The 21,912-nt window shown below is 65.0% G+C and carries 23 protein-coding genes and 1 tRNA gene; 12 read left to right on the plus strand and 12 right to left on the minus strand.

All coding sequences use genetic code 11. The features are described from left to right. Positions 1 to 160 precede the first annotated feature (160 nt). Entirely contained in the window at positions 161 to 817 is a 657-nt protein-coding gene (gene msrA / locus CYD53_RS08335) for a peptide-methionine (S)-S-oxide reductase MsrA (protein ID WP_103717620.1), read from the minus strand. Between the two features lie 84 nt (positions 818 to 901). Further along, the gene (locus CYD53_RS08340; RefSeq protein WP_103717621.1) at positions 902 to 1,225 is read right to left on the minus strand and encodes a hypothetical protein; all 324 of its coding nucleotides are present in this window, start codon (positions 1,223 to 1,225) and stop codon (positions 902 to 904) included. 176 nt (positions 1,226 to 1,401) lie between these two features. On the opposite strand from CYD53_RS08340, the gene CYD53_RS08345 reads away from it, so the two are divergent. Together CYD53_RS08345 and CYD53_RS08350 are read left to right on the plus strand one after the other, a co-directional pair. Next, positions 1,402 to 1,491: transfer RNA gene (locus CYD53_RS08345), tRNA-Ser, on the plus strand. A gap of 534 nt (positions 1,492 to 2,025) precedes the next feature. Next, entirely contained in the window at positions 2,026 to 2,682 is a 657-nt protein-coding gene (locus tag CYD53_RS08350; protein ID WP_103717931.1) for a response regulator, read from the plus strand. 15 nt (positions 2,683 to 2,697) lie between these two features. Here the strand turns inward: CYD53_RS08350 and CYD53_RS08355 are convergent, their stop codons facing one another. Beyond that, a complete protein-coding gene (locus CYD53_RS08355; protein ID WP_146055856.1) occupies positions 2,698 to 4,947 on the minus strand; it encodes an ATP-binding protein in 2,250 nt (749 codons plus the stop codon). Continuing rightward, positions 4,944 to 5,918, minus strand: coding sequence for an ABC transporter substrate-binding protein (locus tag CYD53_RS08360; protein WP_181011765.1), 975 nt, complete (start codon positions 5,916 to 5,918; stop codon positions 4,944 to 4,946). Before CYD53_RS08360 ends, CYD53_RS08355 begins: the two co-directional genes overlap by 4 nt. Before the next feature lie 250 nt (positions 5,919 to 6,168). Between CYD53_RS08360 and CYD53_RS08365 the strand changes: the two genes are divergently transcribed. From CYD53_RS08365 to CYD53_RS08400, 8 genes are all read left to right on the plus strand, one after another. Next, a complete protein-coding gene (locus CYD53_RS08365; protein WP_103717624.1) occupies positions 6,169 to 6,912 on the plus strand; it encodes a substrate-binding periplasmic protein in 744 nt (247 codons plus the stop codon). A 71-nt stretch (positions 6,913 to 6,983) separates the two neighbouring features. Then, positions 6,984 to 7,469 (plus strand): GlcG/HbpS family heme-binding protein, encoded by a 486-nt coding sequence (locus CYD53_RS08370; RefSeq protein WP_103717932.1) that lies wholly within the window; start codon positions 6,984 to 6,986, stop codon positions 7,467 to 7,469. A gap of 99 nt (positions 7,470 to 7,568) precedes the next feature. After that, positions 7,569 to 7,847 (plus strand): hypothetical protein, encoded by a 279-nt coding sequence (locus tag CYD53_RS08375; RefSeq protein WP_103717625.1) that lies wholly within the window; start codon positions 7,569 to 7,571, stop codon positions 7,845 to 7,847. A 35-nt stretch (positions 7,848 to 7,882) separates the two neighbouring features. Then, entirely contained in the window at positions 7,883 to 8,182 is a 300-nt protein-coding gene (locus CYD53_RS08380) for a hypothetical protein (protein WP_103717626.1), read from the plus strand. A gap of 29 nt (positions 8,183 to 8,211) precedes the next feature. Continuing rightward, a complete protein-coding gene (locus CYD53_RS08385; protein ID WP_103717627.1) occupies positions 8,212 to 8,514 on the plus strand; it encodes a hypothetical protein in 303 nt (100 codons plus the stop codon). Positions 8,515 to 8,720: 206 nt separating this feature from the next. Beyond that, positions 8,721 to 9,317 carry a TetR/AcrR family transcriptional regulator gene (locus CYD53_RS08390; protein WP_103717628.1) on the plus strand — a complete coding sequence of 199 codons (597 nt, stop codon included), beginning with the start codon at positions 8,721 to 8,723 and terminating at the stop codon, positions 9,315 to 9,317. After that, complete coding sequence (locus CYD53_RS08395; protein WP_245928145.1) at positions 9,215 to 10,669, plus strand: glycosyltransferase; 1,455 nt, start codon at positions 9,215 to 9,217, stop codon at positions 10,667 to 10,669. The genes CYD53_RS08390 and CYD53_RS08395 overlap by 103 nt, the downstream gene beginning before the upstream one ends. Positions 10,670 to 10,736: 67 nt before the next feature. After that, on the plus strand, positions 10,737 to 11,216 hold the full coding sequence (locus CYD53_RS08400; RefSeq protein WP_103717630.1) for a c-type cytochrome: 480 nt from the start codon (positions 10,737 to 10,739) through the stop codon (positions 11,214 to 11,216). A 266-nt stretch (positions 11,217 to 11,482) separates the two neighbouring features. Here CYD53_RS08400 and CYD53_RS08405 read toward each other — a convergent pair whose 3' ends face one another. Together CYD53_RS08405 and CYD53_RS30500 are read right to left on the minus strand one after the other, a co-directional pair. Beyond that, a complete protein-coding gene (locus CYD53_RS08405) occupies positions 11,483 to 12,505 on the minus strand; it encodes a glycosyltransferase family 4 protein (protein WP_210202305.1) in 1,023 nt (340 codons plus the stop codon). Positions 12,506 to 12,529: 24 nt separating this feature from the next. Beyond that, on the minus strand, positions 12,530 to 14,242 hold the full coding sequence (locus tag CYD53_RS30500) for an alpha-amylase family glycosyl hydrolase (RefSeq protein ID WP_210202306.1): 1,713 nt from the start codon (positions 14,240 to 14,242) through the stop codon (positions 12,530 to 12,532). Between the two features lie 248 nt (positions 14,243 to 14,490). On the opposite strand from CYD53_RS30500, the gene CYD53_RS08415 reads away from it, so the two are divergent. After that, positions 14,491 to 14,775, plus strand: a complete 285-nt coding sequence (locus tag CYD53_RS08415; RefSeq protein WP_103717631.1) for a hypothetical protein — start codon at positions 14,491 to 14,493, stop codon at positions 14,773 to 14,775. Positions 14,776 to 14,867: 92 nt separating this feature from the next. After that, a complete protein-coding gene (locus CYD53_RS30505; RefSeq protein ID WP_210202307.1) occupies positions 14,868 to 15,176 on the plus strand; it encodes a hypothetical protein in 309 nt (102 codons plus the stop codon). Between the two features lie 106 nt (positions 15,177 to 15,282). On the opposite strand, the gene CYD53_RS08425 is transcribed toward CYD53_RS30505, so the two are convergent. The 6 genes from CYD53_RS08425 to CYD53_RS08450 all read right to left on the minus strand — a co-directional run bounded on the left by CYD53_RS08425 (position 15,283) and on the right by CYD53_RS08450 (position 21,873). Then, positions 15,283 to 15,492, minus strand: coding sequence for a cold-shock protein (locus CYD53_RS08425; protein WP_069689777.1), 210 nt, complete (start codon positions 15,490 to 15,492; stop codon positions 15,283 to 15,285). Positions 15,493 to 15,805: 313 nt separating this feature from the next. Next, complete coding sequence (locus tag CYD53_RS08430; RefSeq protein ID WP_245928146.1) at positions 15,806 to 17,152, minus strand: glycoside hydrolase family 130 protein; 1,347 nt, start codon at positions 17,150 to 17,152, stop codon at positions 15,806 to 15,808. A 13-nt stretch (positions 17,153 to 17,165) separates the two neighbouring features. Beyond that, on the minus strand, positions 17,166 to 19,451 hold the full coding sequence (locus CYD53_RS08435) for a glycosyltransferase family 4 protein (protein WP_103717634.1): 2,286 nt from the start codon (positions 19,449 to 19,451) through the stop codon (positions 17,166 to 17,168). Continuing rightward, positions 19,448 to 20,404, minus strand: coding sequence for a class I mannose-6-phosphate isomerase (locus tag CYD53_RS08440; RefSeq protein ID WP_146055857.1), 957 nt, complete (start codon positions 20,402 to 20,404; stop codon positions 19,448 to 19,450). Before CYD53_RS08440 ends, CYD53_RS08435 begins: the two co-directional genes overlap by 4 nt. Positions 20,405 to 20,777: 373 nt before the next feature. Then, complete coding sequence (locus tag CYD53_RS08445; RefSeq protein WP_103717636.1) at positions 20,778 to 21,191, minus strand: DUF1236 domain-containing protein; 414 nt, start codon at positions 21,189 to 21,191, stop codon at positions 20,778 to 20,780. 307 nt (positions 21,192 to 21,498) lie between these two features. Continuing rightward, a complete protein-coding gene (locus CYD53_RS08450; protein ID WP_245928147.1) occupies positions 21,499 to 21,873 on the minus strand; it encodes a response regulator in 375 nt (124 codons plus the stop codon). Between the last annotated feature and the right edge of the window lie 39 nt (positions 21,874 to 21,912).

Raw genomic sequence — 21,912 nt, forward strand, 5'->3', positions numbered from 1 at the left:
TGTCCTCTCTCCGCCTGCCATGACGTGAAGAGGCCCCGCAGGCAAGCCTGCGGGGCCTCGCTCCAGAGCATCGGCCCGAAAAGTGGGAACCGGTTTTCGGGACAAGCCGATGCAAGATCAAAGCGCTACGCGTCAGTCGGCTGCCGGAACGGCGTTTTCGTCAGGCTTCGACTCCGACGCCGATCTGGCAGGCGACGCCGGTGCCGCCCAATCCGCAATAGCCGGCCGGGTTCTTGGCGAGATATTGCTGGTGATAGTCCTCGGCGAAGTAGAATTCCGGCGCGTCGAGGATCTCGGTGGTGATCGGGCCATAGCCGCGCGGGCTCAGCGCCTGCTGGTATTCGGCCTTCGAGCGTTCGGCGGCTTCGCGCTGCGCGGCCGTGGTGACATAGATGCCGGAGCGATATTGCGTGCCGATGTCATTGCCCTGGCGCATGCCCTGGGTCGGGTCGTGATTCTCCCAGAAGGTCTTGAGCAGCATCTCATAGGGCAGCCTGGCGGGATCATAGACCACGCGCACGACCTCGTTATGCCCGGTCATGCCCGAGCAGACCTCCTCATAGCTCGGGTTCTGGGTCAGGCCGCCGGTATAGCCGACCGCGGTGACCCAGATGCCGTCCTCGATCTGCCAGAACTTGCGCTCCGCTCCCCAGAAGCAGCCGATGCCGAAAACGGCCGTCTCGAGCCCCTCGGGATAGGGACCCTGCAGCGGGCGTTTGCTGAGAAAATGCCGCTCGGCCGTCGCGATCGCCTGCGGCCGGCCGGGCAGGGCCTCATCGGCCTGGGGCAGGACGGTCTTTTTGCGCTGGAAGAACATCTTGGGCTCCCTGAAACTTACTGTCGGCCACCAAGATAGGCATGCGGGCGCGATTTCGACAGGCATGGATCCGCGCGTGGCGCTTCACCGTCGTGTGACGATGCCGATCGTCGGTTCCGGCCGCGCGCCGAGCCTGAGCAGCAGGAAGCCCAGCAGGAGTGCGGCCAGCGCGGTCGGCGAACGCATGAGGTTGAGCAGGACAGGGTCCCAGAGCAGCGGGTGGAGATTGCGCTCGATCGCTGGCTGCAGCGCTTGGTAGCGCTCGCCGAGCAGGGCCGAGAGCGTGGCGCTGAGTGGGGTGAACTGTAGCGCCGAATTGGCGATCGAGCGCGCGCCGTCGATGACGAGAGAGACAAAGCCGGCCGGGATCAGGACATAGCCCAGCAGCCGCAGCAGAAACCGCACCATCGCTCCCTCGCGCGCAACCGAGCCCGCATGCCGGGGTCGGGGCCAGCCCCAGCCTCGGATGTGCCCATTCCGACAGGTCTTTGCAACGGGCGCGAGCGCCTCATTCGCGCGAACTGTGAAAAGCCTTGCGATCAGCCCTTGAAAGAAGCCGGCTCGGCGGTCATAAGCAGCGCGCCGGACAGGTGGCCGAGTGGTTGAAGGCGCACGCCTGGAAAGTGTGTATACGGGAAACCGTATCGCGGGTTCGAATCCCGCCCTGTCCGCCAGTTTTGTTGTGCCAAACGACTGATTTAATTAGTAAATTGTGAGGGCGGATGCTGCGCGCCCCAGCCGCCGCCCCAACAGATGTTCGTGCTTACGGAGCTCTCGGATGTCGCGAGAGCCCATCACCTGCCGCGCCGCTCAAGTGATGCGGTTCCGATTCGCGCCGATTGTGTTGAAAAGTCTGCCGCAACACTTCGAGGTTGAGCGCAGAAATTTTGTCTCTCCACAGACAAAATGGACCGCCTTTGGGGGCGCCTTACCTCTGTGAAGAAGAATGTTTTTCTCCATCGAGTGCCGGCGCCGCTCGATTGTCCCGTCCGCCCGACAATATCAAATGATAAGGATATGACGCTGCCGATTATCGCGCAGCTCACAAAGGCATTCCTAACGCAGCCGTTTGAGCGGACATTCCGTGAGCAGCGCTTCCGTCGCCGAGCTCGGGATTCCCAGCCAGCCGGACGTGACGTGTCAAAAAGCTGAAGCTGAACGAAGGGCGATTGTCGCAACGGCATGGCTGGGGCAATTTGAACCCCGTCATGCATATCCTTCTTGTCGATGACCACGCCCTCATTCGCGACGCGCTTCGTGCCATCCTGGCCGAGATCGTGGCGGACGCGGTCATTGACGAGGCAGATTCTGCCCGCAAGGCCATGGAGCTTGCCGAAGGCGATCCCGAGAAGCAGCTCGTCATCCTCGATCTCGGCCTGCCGGACGGTGACGGCCTTCATCTCCTGAAGACGATCCGCGCGCGTCACCCGGGGACCGCGGTGGTCGTCCTGTCGAGCAGCACGGAATCCGATGTGATGGCCGCGGCGCTCGATGCTGGTGCCGTCGGGTTCATCCCGAAATCGGCGGCCCGCTCGGTCATGGTCGGCGCGCTCGGTCTCGTCATGGCCGGCGGCATCTATATTCCGCCGGAAGCCTGGCCGTCCCGGCCGAAGGAGGCCCTCGCGGCCGCGCCGGAGCGTCCGCCGACGCCGGCCGAGCTCGGCCTCACGGAAAGACAGCTCGATGTGCTGGCGCTCTTGATGCGCGGCCGCAGCAACAAGGCGATCGCCCGCACGCTCTCGATCGCCGAAGTTACGGTAAAACATCATGTCACGGCGCTGATGCGGGCGCTCCAGGTCAGCAACCGCACTGAGGCCGCGCTCACGATCGCCCGCTATGGCTGGCAATTGCCGGATATCGCCTGAGCGCGCCGTCTCCCTTCATGGCCCGGCAGGCCCGGCCATCGCTTTCGTGACGGCGGCGCGCAGGGCGATCGGCAGCACGGGTTTGCGCAGCATGTCGATGTCGGCACAGGCCTCCCTAGGCTGGATGGCACCCGTCTGTCCCGTAAGCAGGACGATCCGTAGAGCGGGCCGCAGGACCCGTATCGCGGTAATCGTCGCGATCACGCCGCCGGCGGCTATGCCGTCGGCATCAGCGATGAGGAGATCGACAGGGGCGCTCTCCAGTTCGGCCGGCGATGCCGCCTCCCGGACGTCAAAACCCCACGACCGAAGCAAGCCGGTGGCTGCGTCACGTGCGGCCGGATCATCGCCCAGCACCGCCGCATGGCGCCCCTGGCCGAAGGAGGCATGGCGTTGGAGACCGCCCGCCGGCAGCGGCTCGGCGACCGGCGAAACGATCGGAACCCGTATCGCGAAGGTGGAGCCACGGCCCGGCGCCGAATCCAGGCCGATCGTATGGTTCAGCAAGCGCGCGAAGCTTGCGACGATGAAGAGCCCCAGCCCTAGCCCGCGCTCACCGCTTTGGCCGGGAGTCGGCGCCCGGAAGAACTCTCCGAAGATGTCGGATTGCATCTCCGTGGGGATGCCCGGGCCGTTATCCGTGACCGCAATCGTCAACTGACCGTCGTGGTCGCTGCAGGAAAGTGCGACACGGCCCTTATCCGTATAGCGGATCGCGTTCGCCATCAGGTTCTGCAGGATGCGCTGCAGGAGCAAGGCGTCGCTTTCGATCCAGAGGCCGCTGCTGCCGATCTCCAGCTCCAGGCCCTTTGCCGAGGCGGCCGGTGCGAAGAGCACGCGCAGGGCATCGCAGAGCGGGGCGACAGGAAAGCGCGACAAGGCGGGCTTGATCGCGTCGGCTTCGATCTTCGAGGTATCGAGGATCGCGTCGAACATGCCGTTGAGGCTGTCGACGGCCTCGGCGAGCTTGTCGTTGAGGCGCGCGCGCCGTTCCCTGGTCGGGTTCGCGTGCAACTCATCGACGAAAAGGCTCAACGCATGGAGCGGCTGGCGCAGATCGTGGCTGGCGCTGGCGAGGAAACGCGACTTCGCCTGATTGGCGCGTGCCAATTCCTGCGTCCGTTGCGCGACCTTGTTTTCAAGCGTCGCCCGCTCGGCCTGGAGGCTGCCGGCCATCTCGTTGAACCGCTCGCCGAGTTCCGCGAACTCGTCGGAGCCGGCAATCGTGATCCGATGGTCGAGCGCTCCGGCGCCGATCCTGGCCGCGCCGGCCGTCAGCGTCTCGATCGGCCGGATCATATGTCGCGCGATCAGGACGCCGCAGACGATCGCCGCCGTGAGCCCGCCGAGCAAGGCGACGATCGACAGGCGGATGGAGGCATAGACCGGCGCCAGCACCTCGGCCCGTGGCAATTCGGTGACGACGCTCCAGCCGAGCGACGGCAAGCGGGCATGCGCCGACAGAATCTTCTGCCCCTCGAGATCGCGGCCGGCGACGAGGGAGGTCCCATCACCGGATGGCGACGATGCCAGCGCGGCCTGAACCTGCGGCAGGGCCGAGACGTCGGCGCGCCGCAGGACCAGGCTGATATCGGGATGCGAGATCAGGCGCCCCGCATCGTCCACCAGCAGCATGCGGCCGGCCTCGCCGATGTGGCTTGCCGCGACGATGTCCCAGATCAGCTTGAGATTGACGTCCGCCACCACGCTGCCCTGCCTGGCCGAGGCGCCGCCGAGATGGATAGTGACGTAGGGCTCCGAGCCGTCCTGGAAATAGACCGGGCCGACATGGCGCCCCTGCCGCCGTGCGGCTCGATAGGCATCCGTCCGGCCGAAATCCGCGCCTGAGGCCGCGACATCCGGCCCCAAGCGGGACACGCGCAGTTGCTCTTGGCCTTGCGGATCGAGCAGGCGCAGCGTGCTGACCGGCGCCAGTGCCCGCAAGGTCCTGAGCGCGTCGATCCGGCGGTCGTCCTCATTGGTGCTCGACCAGGACGGCGCGATCAGCCAGCGCAGATGCGATTCGAGCTCGTCGACGAAGCGCAGGATGCGTTCAGCCGCCGTCGCGGCCTGCAACTGATGCAGCGCCGTCACCGTCCTCATCTGGGCGCCGAGGACGAGCCACAAGCTCATGCCGCCGGCGCAGACCAGCACGAGCGCGGCGACGCCCACGATCGCTGCGGCGACCTTGATCGACAGCCGATGCCCCAGCCTCCGGATGAAATGTCCGGGATGCACGAAGCTGCGCCGATCAACTGGTTTCACTCGATCACCTCGTCCGCGCGGGCGAGGATCGCGCGCGAGAAGGTGAGGTTGAAGGAGCGCGCTGCCGCCTGGTTCAGGATGAGCTCGAACTGCGTCGGGCGCTCGACAGGCAGGTCACCCGGCCTGGCGCCGGCGAGAATCCGCGCCACGAAAAACGCGATGCGACGATAGATCAAGGAGAGCCGCGGCCCGTAGGTGCAGAGCGCGCCGGCCTGGGCGAAGACCGGCCAGCCGGAGATGACGGGAATGCGCTCCTCGTTCGCGACCGCCATGATCGCCTTGCGATGCGCGATGGCGAAGCCATCGGGCAATAGCGAGATCGCGTCCGGCCGAAGACCGGCGAGATCGGCACGAGCCGCCAGCACCGCACCGCTGTTCGGCGTGGCGATGAAATCGATGGCGATCCCGAGACGATGCCCGGCCTCCTCGGAGGAGGCGCGCTCGATATCTGAGCCTGCATGATGCGGGTTGCCGAGCACGGCGACGCGGCCCAAACCCGGGATGATCTCCTTCAGCAGTTCCAGCCGCTTCCCAAGCAGCTCGAAGGCCATGAAGGTGACGCCGGTGCAATCGCGAGAAGGTTGGGAGAGGCTTTTCGCGAAGCCGGCGGAGATCGGATCGGCGCTCGTGACGAAAATGATAGGGACGGGCAGCCCCAACTTGAGCACGTCCGGGATCGCTGCGCCCTGCACCATGAGGAGCTCGATGCCGCTCTCGACAAGTTCCCGTGCCAGTGCCGGAACGCGATCCATCCTGTCGTCGCCATAGCGATAGAGAATTTCGATGCCTTCTCCGGGAACGAGCTTCTGCTCCACGAGGCCCTCCCGCAATGCGTCGAGATAGGGCACGAGGCTTGCCGCCGGCTGGGCCGTCAGCCAGCCGATGCGCCTGACCCGGCCCGGCGTCGCCGCGATGCCCCGGGACGCGGCGGCACAAGCTGTCATGATCAAGAGTTCGCGTCGGTTGCGCATGTCGGCCTCCCGCAAGGACGACAAGAATGCCGTAGCGGAAGCCTGATGCCTAGCGGCTGATACCGAGGTGCCGGCACCGGCGGTGGTGCGCCGCCTTTGTTTTTCCTTCTTCAATGACAATGACTTGGTAGTCGATCCGCCCGCCCATGACGCGTCCGCCGGCGGCACCTGCGGATAATGTTGCGGCCTGATGGCGGCGCTTATCGTCCTGGCGATCGGAGCATCTGCTCCAGCAAGCGAGGATGACATCATGAAGACCGGGATCGCAGGGGCTCTCGTCGTGGGCCTTTGGGCCGCAACGCCGACCGCCCAGGCCCAGACGCTGTTCAAGGTCGGCATCACGCCGGCCGGTCAGCCCGCATCCGGCCTGAATCCGGAGACGAAGGCGCCCGAAGGCTTCGCCGTCGAGATCATGCAGGCAGTCAGCGCCGATGCCGGCCTCAGCCTGCAGTTCCAGGCGATGCCCTTCGGTGAATTGCAGCAGGCGCTGATCGAGCGGCGGATCGACGCCATCGCGGGCTCCTTCGGCATTACGCCCGAGCGCCAGAAGGTCGTCGACTTCACCCATCCTTATGGCAGCTACCGCGACGTCCTGATCGTGAAGGCATCGAACAACGCTGCCTTCAAATCGGTCGCCGATCTCAAGGGGATGAAGATCGCGACGTCGCGCGGCAGCTCCTATGTGAAACCGCTCGAAGATGCCGGCGCCGAGATCTCGCTTTCGGCGACGCCGCCGGAATCGATTGCCAAGCTTCAGGCCGGCAGCGTCGAGGGCCTCGTCGACAACGGGCTGCAGGCGAATTTCCTGCTGCGGATGAGCGGCGATACCGGCCTGCGCACGGTGGCGAGCTACCAGCCCATTCTCGTCGGCCATCTCGCCTTCGCGGTGCGCAAGGGCGACGCCGATCTGCTGATGAAGATCGACAGATCGTTGTCCAAGCTGGAGGCGGCCGGCACCGTCGCCGCGATCAAGACGAAATGGGGCCTCGACTGATGTCGAGGCGCCGAACCTTCCCTGAAACCGCAATGCCGAGCGCGGAAACGATGCCGGCCGGAGCCTGTCTCATGAAGATGACATCGTTGATCGTGTTCACCGCGCTTTGCCTGCCGGCGCTGGCCCATGCGCAAGCGCCCCAGATGGAAAAGAACATCTCCACGGCCATGGCGCAGGCCATCATCGCTGGCGCCGTCGAGGAATGCGCCAAGACCTCGTTCCGCGTCAGCGTGGTCGTCGTCGACAAGGCCGGTCAGCTCGCGGCGGCTCTGCGCGGCGACGGCACCGCGCCGCATACCGTCGAGTTCGCCCGCATGAAGGCCTACACGGCGCGAACCCGCAACCAGACCTCGCTGGAGTTCGCCGCAGCGACGGCCGCCGGCGACGCTGCCGCGCTGCGCCAGATTCCGGGCGTCATTGCCATCGGCGGCGGCGTGCCGATCAAGGCCGGCACCGAGACGATCGGCGCCGTCGGGGTTTCCGGCGCCCCTGGTGGCGACAAGGACGAAACCTGCGCCAAGGCTGGGATCGCCAAGGTCGCAGCGGCGCTCAATTGATCTGGATTCCCTCCACGGCCGACCGAAGCCGCCGCGCGGCGCGCAAGCGGCCGGCCCTTTCAACGCCAACGCCCGCAACCGACAAGAAGGAAAGCGACCATGGTCTCCTCATCGAACGCGCGCAGCATCCCCCGCCGCTCCGGACAAGCCTGCGGCATCGCGGCATGCCTGCTCGGCCTCCTATCGGTGCCCAGCCTCTCTTTCGCGCAGGGCGTCCAGGACGTCTGCCCCAAGGGATATTCGATCTTCCAGACGGTCTGCCTGAACGACGTGACAGGCGATGTGGTCAATCAGTCCCATGGGAAGGGAGCCGGAGCCATTCCATCGCCGGCTTCCAATCCGGACAAGACGTCCGCGCCCGTCAAATCCGGCGGCTGAGCGGCTATCCGGGAGACAGGTTCAGGAGGTGTGTCATGTCCGGCCGACGGTTTCTTGGCGTGGTTTTCGTGGTGCTGATGCAGAGTCTGCCTGGTTTCTCCGCGGCTCTTGCCGGCAGCGCGGCGGCTAAGGCCTGCGCCGCGCATGATCTGCTCGCCTTCGGCCTGATCGAAAAGCATGGCGAGGATCAAAGCCTTCCGCCCCAGCTCGTGGCCGATGCCGCGATGAAGCTCCTCAGCGCACGGGTTACATGCCGCGACGGGCGGGATGCCGAAGCGATCGCACTCTACACCGACCTCGGCACGAGCCTGGCTGCCGCGGCTGGCCGCCGCTGAGCCTTCTCTTTCGTCACAAGGGGCTTGCCATGACAGCCGCTGAACTCGCGACAGCCGCGTTTACGCTGTGCAACGCCGTCCGGGCTCTCGCCTACCTGCCGCAGATCCTGCGCATCATTCAGGACCCCGACGGCGCGCGCGCCATTTCCTGCGCGACCTGGAGCATCTTCGCGATCTCGCACCTGACCACGGTCATATACGCGCTCCTGGCTGCTTATGATTGGACGATGGCAGCGGTCTTCGGAGCCAATGCTCTCGCTTGCGCCACGATCATCGGCCTGACTTTGTTCAAACGGCGACGGGAGCAAGCACGGCTGGCCGCCGCCATCTGACTGGCGATGCCGGACCCGCTCGGCAAGCGTTTGGACACAGGGCGCGCATCTCGGCAGATCTGGTCGAGAAACCTGACTGAGCAGCCGAGAGTCCGAGCAATCCTCGCCTCACATAGCCTCCAGGAAGCATTATCGGCCGATCCGTTGGCACATTGACGTGCGCAAATTTCATGTTACATTGAGTAACTTGAAAATGGAATTCAACAATGTCGCCCCGTGCTTATCATCAGGTTGCGCGCGCTCATGCCGTGCAGGACACCGAGCAACAGATTCTGGCCGCCCTCAGGCACCTCTTGGGCGAGCGCTGGTTTGAAGACATCACGCTCGACGACATCGCCAGGGCGGCCAACACGACCAGACAGACCGTGATCAGACGGTTCGGCGACAAGGCCGGCGTGCTGAGCGCGATGGCCGATGGGCTCGACGCGGAAATCCGGACCCGGCGCTGGCGCAACCCCGGAAAAACCGTCGCGGCGATCATCACCGTCCTGATGCAGGACTACGAACAGGCTGGCGACATCGTCGTCCGCACGCTCAGCCAAGAGGCGCGCATTCCCGAGTTCGGCGCGATCCTCGCGCGCGGCCGCAGCGGTCACCGCGCGTGGATCGAGGAGATGTTCGCGCTCTGGCTGGACAAGCTACCTCCTCCATCGAGAGCGGACCGCCTCGCGCAACTGCTGGCGCTGACGGATGTGTGGGTGTGGCACCTGTTGCGTCGCAATCAAAACCACTCAGCCAGCGAGGCCAGCAGGCTGATGATCGAGGCGGTGGAACGGCTGCTCCGCGAGGACGCCGTTCGCTAGATTTCCGGTTCAAGTGCAGGAACTCCCACATGGCACAGTTGTCGAACCCTCAAGCGCGTCTGCGCATACTGGTGACGGGATGGGAAGGCGGCGGCAATGTGCCGCCGTTCATCGCCGCCTTGCGAGGCCTTGTGGCCCGCGGCCATGATGTTCGCCTGATCGCCGACGATTCCATGAAGGCCGAGGCAATCGCGGCCGGAGCGCGCTTCCAGCCCTGGACCCGCGCTCCCAACCGGCCGGATCGCAGCCCTGCGAGCTGTTTCGTGCGCGATCGGGATATCGCGGATCCGATCGCTGCGTTTCGGCAATGGACCGATCGGATTTTCGTCGGCCCGGCTCAGGATTATGCGCTCGATATTCTGGATGCGCTGGCGCTCAAGCCGGCCGATCTGATGATCGGCTCGGATTTACTCTTCGGCGGCATGCTCGCCGCGGAGGTTTCCCGAGTTCCCCTCGTGCTGCTGGCGGCAAACATCTCCTTGTCACCACTGCCCGGCCACCCACCCTTCGGGCCAGGCTTCCAACCCGCCGGAAACGCGGCCGAACGCGCACGCGATGCGGAAGTAGCGGCCGCCGGCGAGGCGCTGTGGAACCAGGCGTTGCCCACCCTCAACGCCGCCCGCGCCCATTTCGGCCTCGCCCCGCTGGCGCGCGTCCTCGATCAGACTGCCAGCGCCGGGCGCTGCCTGCTCGCGACCAGCCGCAGCTTCGACTTTCCAGTCGTGCAGATGCCGGACCATGTCCGCTATGTCGGCCCTCTCCTCGAGGAGCCGAGCTGGGTGGCCGCTTCCGGGCACCGGGCAATCGGCGACGGCACGCGCCCGAGAGCGCTGGTTTCCTTCAGCACCACGCATCAGGGGCAGGACGAAGTCTTGCGCCGTATCGTTGCCGCGTTCGGCCAACTCCCGGTCAGTGCCGTCGTGACGCTCGGCAAGGCGCTGGAGCAGCTCGCAATCGAAGCACCGGACAATGTCGGCATCTTCGGCAGCGCGTCGCATGAAGCGATCCTGCCATCGGTACAGGTCGTCGTGACCCATGGTGGACACGGCACGGTCCTGCGCGCGCTGCGTCACGGCGTTCCCCTGGTCGTGATGCCAATGGGGCGCGACCAGAACGATAACGCCGCCCGCGTGGAATATCATCGGGTCGGCATTCGTCTGGACCCGACAGCGAGCCCATCCGAAATCGCACGCGCGGTTCAGGATGTCCTGGCCGATGCCAGCTTCGCGGAGCAGGCCAGGCGAATGGCCGGCTTGCTCGCTGCCGAGGACTCCAGCGTCGATCGCCTGCTCACCGAAATCGAGGCCTTCGCCGCCGGGCATCGAGCCGAAACGCTCGAGCGGGCGGCCTGACCGTCCGACACCCGAACCGTTTCATCGTCAGAGAACGTAGATTTGCCGCCTTTCAGGGAGAAGCGAGATGTATCGACTTGCCTTTGCCGCTGCCATTGCCCTGGCGAGCCTCTCGGCCACGGGGCATGCCGATACGAAACGAGGCGAATACCTCGTCACGATCATGGATTGCGGCGGCTGCCACACGCCCGGCCAGATGCTCGGCAAGCCCGACCATTCCCGCTTCGTCGCCGGGGGAGATGTCGGCTTCCAGATCCCCAATGTCGGTATCTTCTACCCACCGAACCTGACGCCCGATCCGGAGACAGGGCTGGGCAAATGGTCGAAGGCCGACATCATCAAGGCGGTGACCAAAGGCGAGCGCCCGGACGGCCGGGTTCTGGCACCGGTCATGCCCTGGCATTCCTACGGCAGGCTGAACCCGCAGGACGCAGACTCGCTGGCAAGCTATCTGAAGTCGCTGAAGCCGGTTTCGAACAAGGTGCCAGCGATCGCCGCTCCACATGACAAGCCGGCCAGCCCTTACTTGACGGTCATCATCCCATAGAAGTGGGCCTGCGGAGCATAAGGCCGAAGCGCCTGGTTCTGACTGGTGCACGGCATGCGCCAGGGGACTAAGCCGCTCGCGCGGCAGGGGCTGCGGCGCGAGCGGCTTAGTCCTGTGTCGCGAGGCCGAAACCGCGCCTCGCGACATGCCGGAGGTTCGCCGTGAGCATGCAAGGGCATTGTTGTCAGGCTTTGACGACCGATGTCCCGATCGCTGGCCACAAGGCAGCGCCCGGGGGGATGGGCCTTATTCGCGAGGCCGGGCCGTCAGGCCAGGAGCGATCGATAGAGCTCCCAGTATCGATCCGCCATGTGATCCACCGTGAAGCGCGCGGCGACCGATGCCCGGCAGGCGGCGCGATCGATCTCACCAATGCGGCCGACCGCCTCGACGGCTTCATCGACGCTGTCGACCAGGAAGCCGGTCACGCCATGCTCGATCAGTTCCGGCATCGAGCCGCGCCTGGAGGCGATGACCGGCGTGCCGCAGGCGAGCGCCTCCACCACCGAGAGCCCGAAGGGCTCCTCGAAATTGATGAGGTGGAGCAGCGCCCGCGCCGAGCCCAGGGTTTTCGTGCGGAGCTCTCCGCCGATCGGGCCGAGATAATCCACTGAGCGGCCATCGAGCGCTGGCATGACATGGTCGGCGTGGTAGCCCTGATCCTGGACGATGCCGGCCATGACGAGCCGCCTGCCTGCCTGGCGAGCCGCGTCGATCGCTTCGGCTGCGCCCTTGTCGGGGTGGATGCGGCCAAAGAAGAGCAGGTCCTCGCCGCCCACCGGATCGAACGGAAAGTCCTCCAGCCTGATGCCGTGATGGATCGTCGCCGCATAGCGCAGATCCGGGTGCCGGTCGGCAGCGCTGATCGCGACATAGTGGACACGGTCCTCATAGGCCTTGAACGCCGGCAGGATGCGCTCGGAGGAGAAGCCGTGGATCGTCGTCACCACGGGCGTCTCGACCAGTCGCGAGAAGGCCAGGGGCACGAAATCGGCCTGGTTGTGGATCAGGTCGAACTCGCCGGCGCGCTCGAAGACATGGGCGACATGGAGCATCTCCCAGACCTTGGCATCGATGCCGGGGTCCTCGGAATAGGGGGCCGGGCAGACACCGGCGAGCGTGCCCGCCGTCCAGCTGTCCCTGGTGGCAAACAGGGTGATGTCGAGGCCGCGCGCCACCAGCGCCTCGGTCAACAGGCTCGTCACCAATTCCCATGGACCGTAATGGCGCGGCGGGGTGCGCCAGGAGATCGGCGCCAGCATGGCGATACGCACATCGTCGTCCTTCACTCGAAAACGCTCTGAAAATCGCGATCAGGTCGCGAGGATCACGCCCTCATCCGCCCGCAGCCGCAGCACATGGCTTTCGACAAGCGGCGCCTCGCCGCGCGTCGACAGGATCAGCCGGTGCCCGCTGGCCCAAGGCGGCAGCGTCAGGCGCTGTTCGCTCCCCCCTAGATTGAGCGCCACGATCAAGCGTTGCGCCGCGTAGCGGCGCTCATAGGCGAGCACATCGCCCTCGGAGTCCAGCAGACCGAAATCACCGACCGCCAATGCCGGATATGCGCGCCTGAGCGCCAGCAACTGGCGATAGAGCGTCAGGATCGAGGCGGGCTCGTCTGCCATCCCCGCGACGTTGCGTATCGGCCAGTCGGCATTGAGCGGCAGCCAGGGCGAGACCGTGCTGAAGCCGGCATGCGCGCCGGCGTCCCACGGCATCGGCGTCCGGACCGGATCGCGGCCCAGGCCGAGCCCGGGCTCGCGCAATTCGCGAGGGTCCCGGAGCTGCGCGGGCGGGATTGGAACATCGCTCAGGCCCAGTTCGTCACCGTAATAGAGCGTGGGCGTGCCGCGCAGCGTCAGCAACAGCATCGCAGCGATGCGGGCCTGGGTTTCGCCGCGCTTGCTGGCGATGCGCGAACGATCATGATTGCCGAGTACCCAGTTCGGCCAGCCGCCCGGCGGCAGCGCAGCCTCATAATTGGCGATCAGGGCGGCAAGAGCGCGCGCCTGCCATGGCGCATCGATCAGCTGGAAGTTGAAAGGCAGCTGCACGCCTGCCTGGGCTCCGCCGTAATAGTCCATCAGACGACTGACCGGCAGGTAGATCTCGCCGATCAGCAGGCGCTCGCCCAGAGCATTGCGCGAAAAAGCGGGCACCGGTTTTTCGCTGGAGCAATGCTCTAAACCCCAGGAATCGATCACGTTTTTCGCATTCGGGCGATTCCGCCCGAATGCGACGTGATCTGGCCCTCTCGCTCCATAACCGTCGGCGATGGCGCGCATCTCGGCGGCGATCGCATGGATCTCGGGCTGATCGGCCGAGTACAGCTGGAGCACCCGGTGCATCTCGCCCATGGCGGGGCGATAGTCCGGATTGGGCGGGTTGTCGGGAAAATCCGCCGCCTTGATCAGGTGCCAGAGCACGTCGATGCGCAAACCGTCGACGCCGCGGTCGAACCAGAAGCGCATCACCTCATGCATCGCCGCCCGCACGGCCGGGTTGCGCCAGTTGAGGTCCGGCTGCTGCTTCAGGAAGGCGTGGTAGTAATATTGCCCGGTGGCCTCGTCCCATTCCCAGGCCGAGCCGCCGAAATCGCTGATCCAGTTGTTGGGCGGCCCGCCATCGGGCGCAGGATCGCGCCAGAGATACCAGTCCCGTTTCGGGTTGAGGCGCGAGGCGCGGCTCTCGACGAACCAGGTGTGCCGGTCGGAGCTGTGGTTCGGCACGAAATCGAGCAGGAGCTTGAGCCCGCGCGCATGGACCTGGTCCAGCAGGTCGTCGAAATCGGCGAGCGTGCCGAAACATGGATCGACCCCGCAATAATCGGCGACGTCATAGCCGAAATCGGCCATCGGCGAGGGGTAGATCGGCGAGAGCCAGATCGCGTCGATGCCAAAGCCGGCGAGATAGTCGAGCCGCCGCGCGATGCCCTTGAGATCGCCTATGCCGTCGCCATCCGTGTCCTGAAAGGAGCGCGGATAGATCTGGTAGATCACGCCCGCCTGCCACCATGGGGCGGTCATGCGAACAGGGCTGTGGGCGTGCCGATGAGCATGATTGAGGCTTTCTGAAAACCCGGGCTTCGCGCGAGGCGGCGACCCTGGTCGAGAGGCTGGCAGGGCGTGGGTCGCCCGCGAACGTCCGGCGGCGGCTCGAAAATCCTGGCAGCTTCTGAGCTTAGCAGCTCCTGGCGCCGATCTCGCATCAATTCGGCGGGCGCAGGGCTTCCGCCAAAACCGGAACAAACCAGCGCGTCGATCGTTCACTCCAAATGACCAATTCTATTGCGACCAAGATTATCCGCTCAATTCCCGCTGATCAGGCAACCGAGCCGGGCAACCCGGCGATCGCCCACGATATGGATCCGTCGCAGCCGGCAGATGCGCCGGGCAATGTCACCCGCAAACGCCAGCAATTGAAGGCGCGGGCCGTCGCAGGCCGCCATATCGACGAGGCGCTATCGACAATGCCGGTATCGGAGGAGGCAAAGGCCTCGCGCAAGGCAAAGCTCATCGAGCTGCCGGCAGGCACTCCGGTCAAGCGGCGTCCTGCTTAGCGCGCTTTCGAGCGAAGTGGATGCCGGCTCGCTTGAAGAAAACGCGTTAAAGCAATGACCTGGAGCAATTGGACGATCCAACTGGATCGGACATGAACCTAGGCCTCGCCATCAGGCGGATCGCCGCCCAACACTCGCCTGCAGGTGCCTCGGGTAAAGAGCTCGATCTCGGCCAAGGCATCATCGAGTGTTTTGAAGGGGCCGCATTTCATCGTCTTCATCGTCAGCAGCGCCTGGCCAGCCGGATGAATCCTGAATTCGCCGGCAGGTTCTTCCGCGACATGCCCCATGGGCCGGCCGAGCAGGTCAGTCAGCAGCCAGGCTGCTGCACCGGATTTTGGCGTAACGTCGATGTCCACGGTGGAATCCCATCGGTCAAGATTCGGCGCAACAGGGCGTGAGCGCCGCTGCTATGAAAAAGGCCAGGCGTGAGCCTGGCCTTTTCCTGTTCTTCATCCTCGTCGCGATGCCAGGACATCCGTGGTCGCCGGCGAGGTTGAATGGCGGTTAGGCTGCTTGCAGCTGCTCGGCGGACATCTTGCCGGACTTATTGTCCTTGACCATCTCGTAGCCAAGCTTCTGGCCTTCGACGATCTCGCGCATTCCGGCGCGCTCGACGGCAGAGATATGGACGAACACGTCCTGGCTGCCGTCATCCGGCTGAATGAAGCCGAAGCCCTTGGTGGAATTGAACCATTTCACTGTGCCAGTGGCCATGGTGAACTCTCCTTCTGATAATATTCGTCGACCGACACGCGGATGCGCAACGGGTTCGGCACGATTTCGAAAGGGAGTTCGCCAGAGACGCGCCGAAGCGCGAGAAAAAACAGCCAACCAGACAAATATCGGCACAGGCAACCTAGTCGAATAAGCTCAGTAAGTCAAATTTCGACGCTATCAGGATTCGAATTGACGTCGAAATTGGCTACCGAGATCAAGCTGAATCATATCGAAAGCAATGCGAATCGATGCCCTTCTCGATGGAGGGGCGAATTGTCCGAGCCGCCCTGCTGGAAGCGTTTCGTCGCCATCACAGGCCCGTTCCCGCATCATGGCGTTCCATGGCTTGCAGGAGCGCGGCGATCCTGACCGTCGCGAAATTGCAGAAGGTGTCGGAGACGGCATAGGGCAGGATGATCTGGTCGTTATGGCGTATCGCACCGCAGGTATAGACGACGTTGGGGACATAGCCTTCGCGCTCGGAGGGTTCGGGCCGGACGAAGGGCTCGCGCGAGCGCGCCAGGACTTTCGATGGGTCCGCCTTGTCGAGCAGGACCGCGCCGATCGCATATTTCCGGACCGGGCCGACGCCATGGGTCAAAAGCAGCCAGCCTTCATCGAGCTCGATCGGCGAGCCGCAGGTGCCGATCTGGATGAATTCCCAGGGGAATTGCGGTTTCAGCAGCGCGACCCCGCCGCTCTCCCAGGTGAGGAGATCGTCGGAATAGATCAGGTAGAGGTTCTCGCTGTCCTGCCGTGCGATCATGGCGTAGCGGCCATTGATCTTGCGCGGAAACAGCGCCATGCCCTTGTTGACGGCCGCCGAGCCCCTTAGCGGCGACATCCGGAACGACAGGAAGTCGCTGGTCTCGATCAGTTCGGAGCGGATGCCGCGGCCGTTATAGGCCGTGTAGGTCGCGCGGAACACGATCTTGCCGTCCTCCTCGAAGGCGACGAAGCGCGCATCCTCGATGCCGTTCGACTGGGCTGCGGTCACGGGGAAGATCACCCGCTCGCTGATGTCGCCGTCGGTGGAGAAGGTGACCTCGACATCCTCGCCGTCGAGGCGCGCCATCCGGTTCCGCAAGGTCGCGATCGAAGCCAGGCGCGATGTCGGGTCGATGCTGACGCTGCCGTCGGCTGCGATCGAGCCCGCGCGGAAGGTCAGGGATGAGATATGCCCCTCGCCGACGGCGCGAACGCTCAGGATGAAGCGGCGCCCGCCCGGGGGCGCGCCGGACTGGTCTGGATGCGAGACGATGCTCGGATTGAACAGCGCCGCCGCCTCGAAGGAATATTCATGCAGGAAATAGGAGCCGACCAGCCGGCGCTGGACCTGGCTGAAGGCGCGATGCGTCGCGAAGGCCTCCTCCATCTCGTCGGCGCGGGCCTCGAACCGTTCCAGCAGGTTGCGATGCCGGCCCTTGAAATTCTCCAGCACCTCGGCGAGCAGGCTCTCGGCCGTCGCGGCATCGAGCGACAGGACCCGCTCGACGATGTGGTTCGCCCGGATCCGATCGGTATGGTTGAGATCCTTGGGCTCCGCCTGGGGTCCGAACCGGCGCACCACGACCCTGGCGGGGTCGGGGCGCAGATACAGGGCCTGCCGGTTCAGGAAGGTGGATTGGGACAAGGCGACCCCAGTCTGTTTGTGCATGTTCGCCGGAGGCTCAGGCGTGCAAGGCCCGAAGCGGCGCCAGTTTCGGGCGATCCCCGCTGATGCGGGCTAGCTGGCGAATCTCGGCGAGGCTGATGAGATAGGATACCACGGATTCGCCGCCGCGGTTCTCATTCGGTCGATCGCGATGCAGGCCGTCGCGACAGGCCCCCGTGTCGAGGTCGACCAAGGGCGACGAGAGGTCGTTGTGTCCCAGGAACCAGGCGAAGGCCCGTGCGGCCTCGGCGCGCCATTGCGGATCGCCCTCCGCGCGCCAGGCGGCAAGGGAGGCGGAGATCGTCGCGGTCGCTTCCAGCGGCTGCTGGTCGAAGGCTTTGGGCGCACAGCGCTTGTCGCCGAAACTGTCCGAGCCGACCGGCCTGAACAAACCAGCCGGCGTGGTCTGCAGGCCCGTAAGCCAGCGCAGCGAGCGTAAGCCGGCCTCGACATAGGCCGGAACCTTCATCGAAACGCCGGTCGCGATCAGGGCCTGGGGCAGGCGCGCATTGTCATAGGACAATCCGTCCTCGAACCAGACCCAGTCCGGCGTCTCGACCGTCGACATCAGGCCGAGCAACCGGTCTGCCAGCAGCGTGCGCAGCCAGATCGCCGTCGCCGGCGCGCCGGCAATCGCGCAATAGGCGTCCAGGCCGAGCAAGGCGAAGCCCCAGGCGCGGGGCGAGGTGAACTCCTCGACCACGGGCAAGGCTTGCGCGAACAGGGCGGCAGCCCATTGCCGGCGCGACGGGCTGATATCGCTGCGCGCGCATTCGCCTAGTGCCCAGAGTGTGCGTCCGTGGCTGTCTTCCGAACCGGTATCCTCGAGCCAGCGTCGGTCGAAGCTCATGAAATTGCGGAATCGCCGCGTATCCGGGTTCCAGGCATGCTGGACGAATGAGGCGAAACGCGCCGTCAGCGCTTCCGGCAGGCGCGGCTCACCCGTGCTGTTCAGCACGCAGGCGAGGAGCAGTGCCCGGGCATTGTCGTCGACGCAGTAGCCATGCGTGCGATCGGGCACGGAATGGACGGCGTGCTGGAACAGGCCGGTATCGTCGCACATGCTCAGGAAATGGCCGGTCCGCATCTCGGGAGGCGCGGCGCTCTGCGGCAAAGGTTTTGCCTGGGCCACACCCGCGACCACAGTCAGCAGGCGCCCCCGGCGCGCCGTCTCGAACGCCGCGAGATAGCGCTTGGCAGTGCGTTCCCATGTCATCGAGCGGCTGCTCGCATAGGCGCGCAGCCGCATCGTCTGCCGTCGATCGTCATCGGTCAGCAGGCCGGCGATCTCGTCGCCGATGGCAACCGCATCGCCGAACGGCACCAGGATGCCGCGCCCGTCGGCGAGCAGTTCCTGCGCGTGCCAGTACGGTGTCGAGACCACCGCTTTGCCCAGCCCGAAGCTGTAGGCCAGCGTCCCGGACGTCATCTGCGCCTCGTTCAGATAAGGCGTGACATAGACATCGCACATCGAGATGAAGCCGAGCAGCGTCGCCTGGTCGACGAACTGGTCGAGGAAGACCACGTGATCCTCGACGCCGAGCTCGCGCACGCGATTCATCAGGCTGGCGCGGTAGGCCTCGCCCTGCTCGCGGACAAGATTGGGATGCGTCGCGCCCAGAACCACATAGACCGCGTCGGGGCGGCGGCGCAGGATCGAGGGCATCGCGTCGATCATCACCTCGATGCCCTTGTTGGGCGACAAGAGGCCGAAGGTCAGGATGACGGAGCGGCCGCTGAAGCCGAGCCTGGCCTTGGCCTCGTCAGGCTCGAGAAAGGCGAAGGCGGGAATGCCGTGTGGGATGACCTCGATCTTGTCGGCGGGGAGCCGGTAGACGCTCCGCAGCAAGTCGCGCCCCTTCTCGGCCATGACCACGACCCGCGCCGAGGCGTCGATGATCCGCTCCATGACGTCGCGCTGCACCGCGGTCGGCGCGGACAGGACGGTATGCAGGCTGGTGACGACCGGCACGGTCAGGCGCGACAGCAGCGCCATGATGTGGCTCCCGGCTTCACCGCCGAAGATCCCGAACTCGTGCTGGAGCGAGACGACGTCGAACCGGCCGTCATTCAGAAAATCGGCGGCGCGGGCGTAATCCTCGAGCCGCTCGTCGCGCACCTGGCAATGGACGGAAGGCGGGTAGTCATAGCCATGACCATGGTCGTTCATGGCTATGACGGACGTGTCCACACCCGCCCCCGACGACGCGACCGCCTGCTGCAGATCGGTGGTGAAGGTCGCGATCCCGCAGCGGCGCGGGAGCGAGTTGCCGATGAAGGCGATGCGGTGAAGCGGGCTCATGGTCGTGCCTCCGTGACGGGGATCGGTGGACCCGCGAGCGCGGGGTGGGGCAAGGGCGGCTGGAAAGCGGCGTTGCCCGATGCAGGTGCGCTTGCTGCAAGCGCACGCAGAAGGTCGTGGCTCGGCTTGGCGGCCTCATAGGCCACGAGACAGGTCAGCCCGTCGCGCCCTGCCTCGATGCGCATGGTCTGCGCCTCGATGAAGCAGCCCTCGCCGACGCCTGCCTGGGATGGTCCCAGTTGAGCATTACCGGCGATGACGACCAGCCAGGTCTCGTGCCTGGCGTCCAGCTCCCAGGCCGAGCCTGCCGCAAGATCGAGCCGTTCGAGGACGAAATAGGGGCTCGCGACGAGCAGGGTCCTGGTGTCGCTCAGGCGCTCGGGCGGCGCCTGGTTCTCCGCAGGCCCGGCATGGGCGGCGGCGACGCCCCGCTCGATATGGAGCTCGCGCGCGCGGCCATGGTCGAACAGGCGGAACGTCGTATCGCTGCGCTGCTGGATCTCCGCGAGCACGAGGCCCGCGCCGATCGCGTGGATCGTTCCTGCCGGCACGAAGATGACGTCGTCCTTGACGGCCTTGCGCCATTGCAGGTGCTCGGTGATGGAGCCGTCCGCGATGGCGCAGCGCAATTGCTCGCTTGTGAGGACGGATGTCAGTCCAACGCCGACCATCGCCTCCGGTGTCGCGGCGAGGATGTACCAGGCCTCGGTCTTGCCGTGGGCCTGGCCCAGCGCCTGCGCGAGCGCATCATCCGGATGCACCTGGATCGACAAGGCATCCTGCGTGAACAGCAATTTGAGCAGCAAGGCAGGCTCAGGTGCAGCGGGGTCGCGCCGCTGGAACCAGAGCTCGCCGATCGCGACGCCGTCATGTCCAGCCTCGCTCCACGGCAAGAGATCGGTCGATCCCCAAGGCTTGGGTACGATCTGCACGCGGGTCTGCTCGAGCGCCATCTTGGCCTCCTCTGTCACATCGCCGGCGATCGCGCGACAGGGCTGTCGAGCGATGCGGCAATGGTCGGCGACGGCTTTCAATGGCGCGGATGTCGCGGGGCAAAGCCCGTCACGAGCGGCATCGTTGCGCGAGGCAGAGCGTTTTCGAGCGAAACGGATACCGGCTCGCGTGAAGAAGACGCATTAAAATAAAGATCTCGAGCGATTGAACGATCCAACTGGATCGGAATTGCTCTAGCGCGCGTCGAAAGTGCGCATCGAACGGGCCAAGGCCCACCCCATCGCTGGAGCAGGCCTGTGACCCGGATAGAGGAGCGGCTGCGCGTGAGCGCGATCACTCCTGGTCAGGCGGATCCAGGTCAGGTGATCCGGCTTACTGGATGACCTGCACGATGCGGTGCGTCCTGGGATCGACCAGTACGGTGCGGTTGTTGACCACCGTGTAGCGATAATTGGTCTCGCCATATTCACGCGGCACCTCATAGTAGGTGACGCCTTCATTCGGCAGTGTCGCGCCGACGATGACCGGCTCGGCATAGGTGTAGGACGGGCGGCGCTGCTCCACGACATAGGTCTGGAACCGCGGCGTCTGATCACCGATGATCGCGCCGACCACCGCTCCGCCGACACCGCCGACGACGGCACCAATCGGGCCGCCGACGATCGCGCCGCCAATCGCTCCGGTCGCCGCGCCACCAACCGCGCCGCCGGCTGCCGGAGCATTCTGTGCAAAAGCCGTCGCAGGAACGATGGCCATTGCGGAAATCAGGGCAAATGTCTTCAGCATGGAAGTAATCCTTCGCATGAACCAGTCGGGATGGATACCCCGCGAATTGGTCAGGTGGCTTTAAAACACGCAGATTATAGAAATGTTCCGCGTTTTTATTTTCAAGATGCGCCGGATCGTCGGTTAAAATCAAAAGTATTTTAGAGAAGAAACTTGAGATACAAAAATAAAATCGGGATTTTGCCTTCGACATCATGTTTCAGGCAGGCCTTCGCACCAAATGCATCAAGGCCGCAATTTGCATCACAGGGTTCGTCTCGCGACGGCCTCTGCGCGGGGCTGGGTCAACCTTTTTGAGGCGGCTGGATCAAACCTGCGGGATCAGTCCGATCAGCTTTTCCACGAGCCGCTCGGACATGACGGGCTTGGCGTAGACGAGAAGCTCGGGATAGCGCGCCTTCAATGAGGGTGGCAGTCCGGCGCCGGTCTGGAAGATCAGCGGAATGCCGCGCGCGACCAGGATCTCGACGACCGGTGTCACGTCGCCGTCGCTCAAATTCACGTCGAGGATGGCGGCCGTCACGCGGCTCGATGCGAGCAGCCCGAGAGCTTCGCCCACGCTTCCTGCCGGCCCGACGACAAGACAGCCCGCATCTTCGACTGCCATGGCAAGATCGAGAGCGATGAACGGCTCATCATCGACAATCAGGATCGCCGGTAGCAGGGGCAAGGTATGGAGCAAGGCAGGACTCCTGCTCCAATCGTGAGCGCTTGCAGATTA

Source organism: Allobosea psychrotolerans, from assembly GCF_002917105.1.
GTDB lineage: Bacteria > Pseudomonadota > Alphaproteobacteria > Rhizobiales > Beijerinckiaceae > Allobosea > Allobosea psychrotolerans.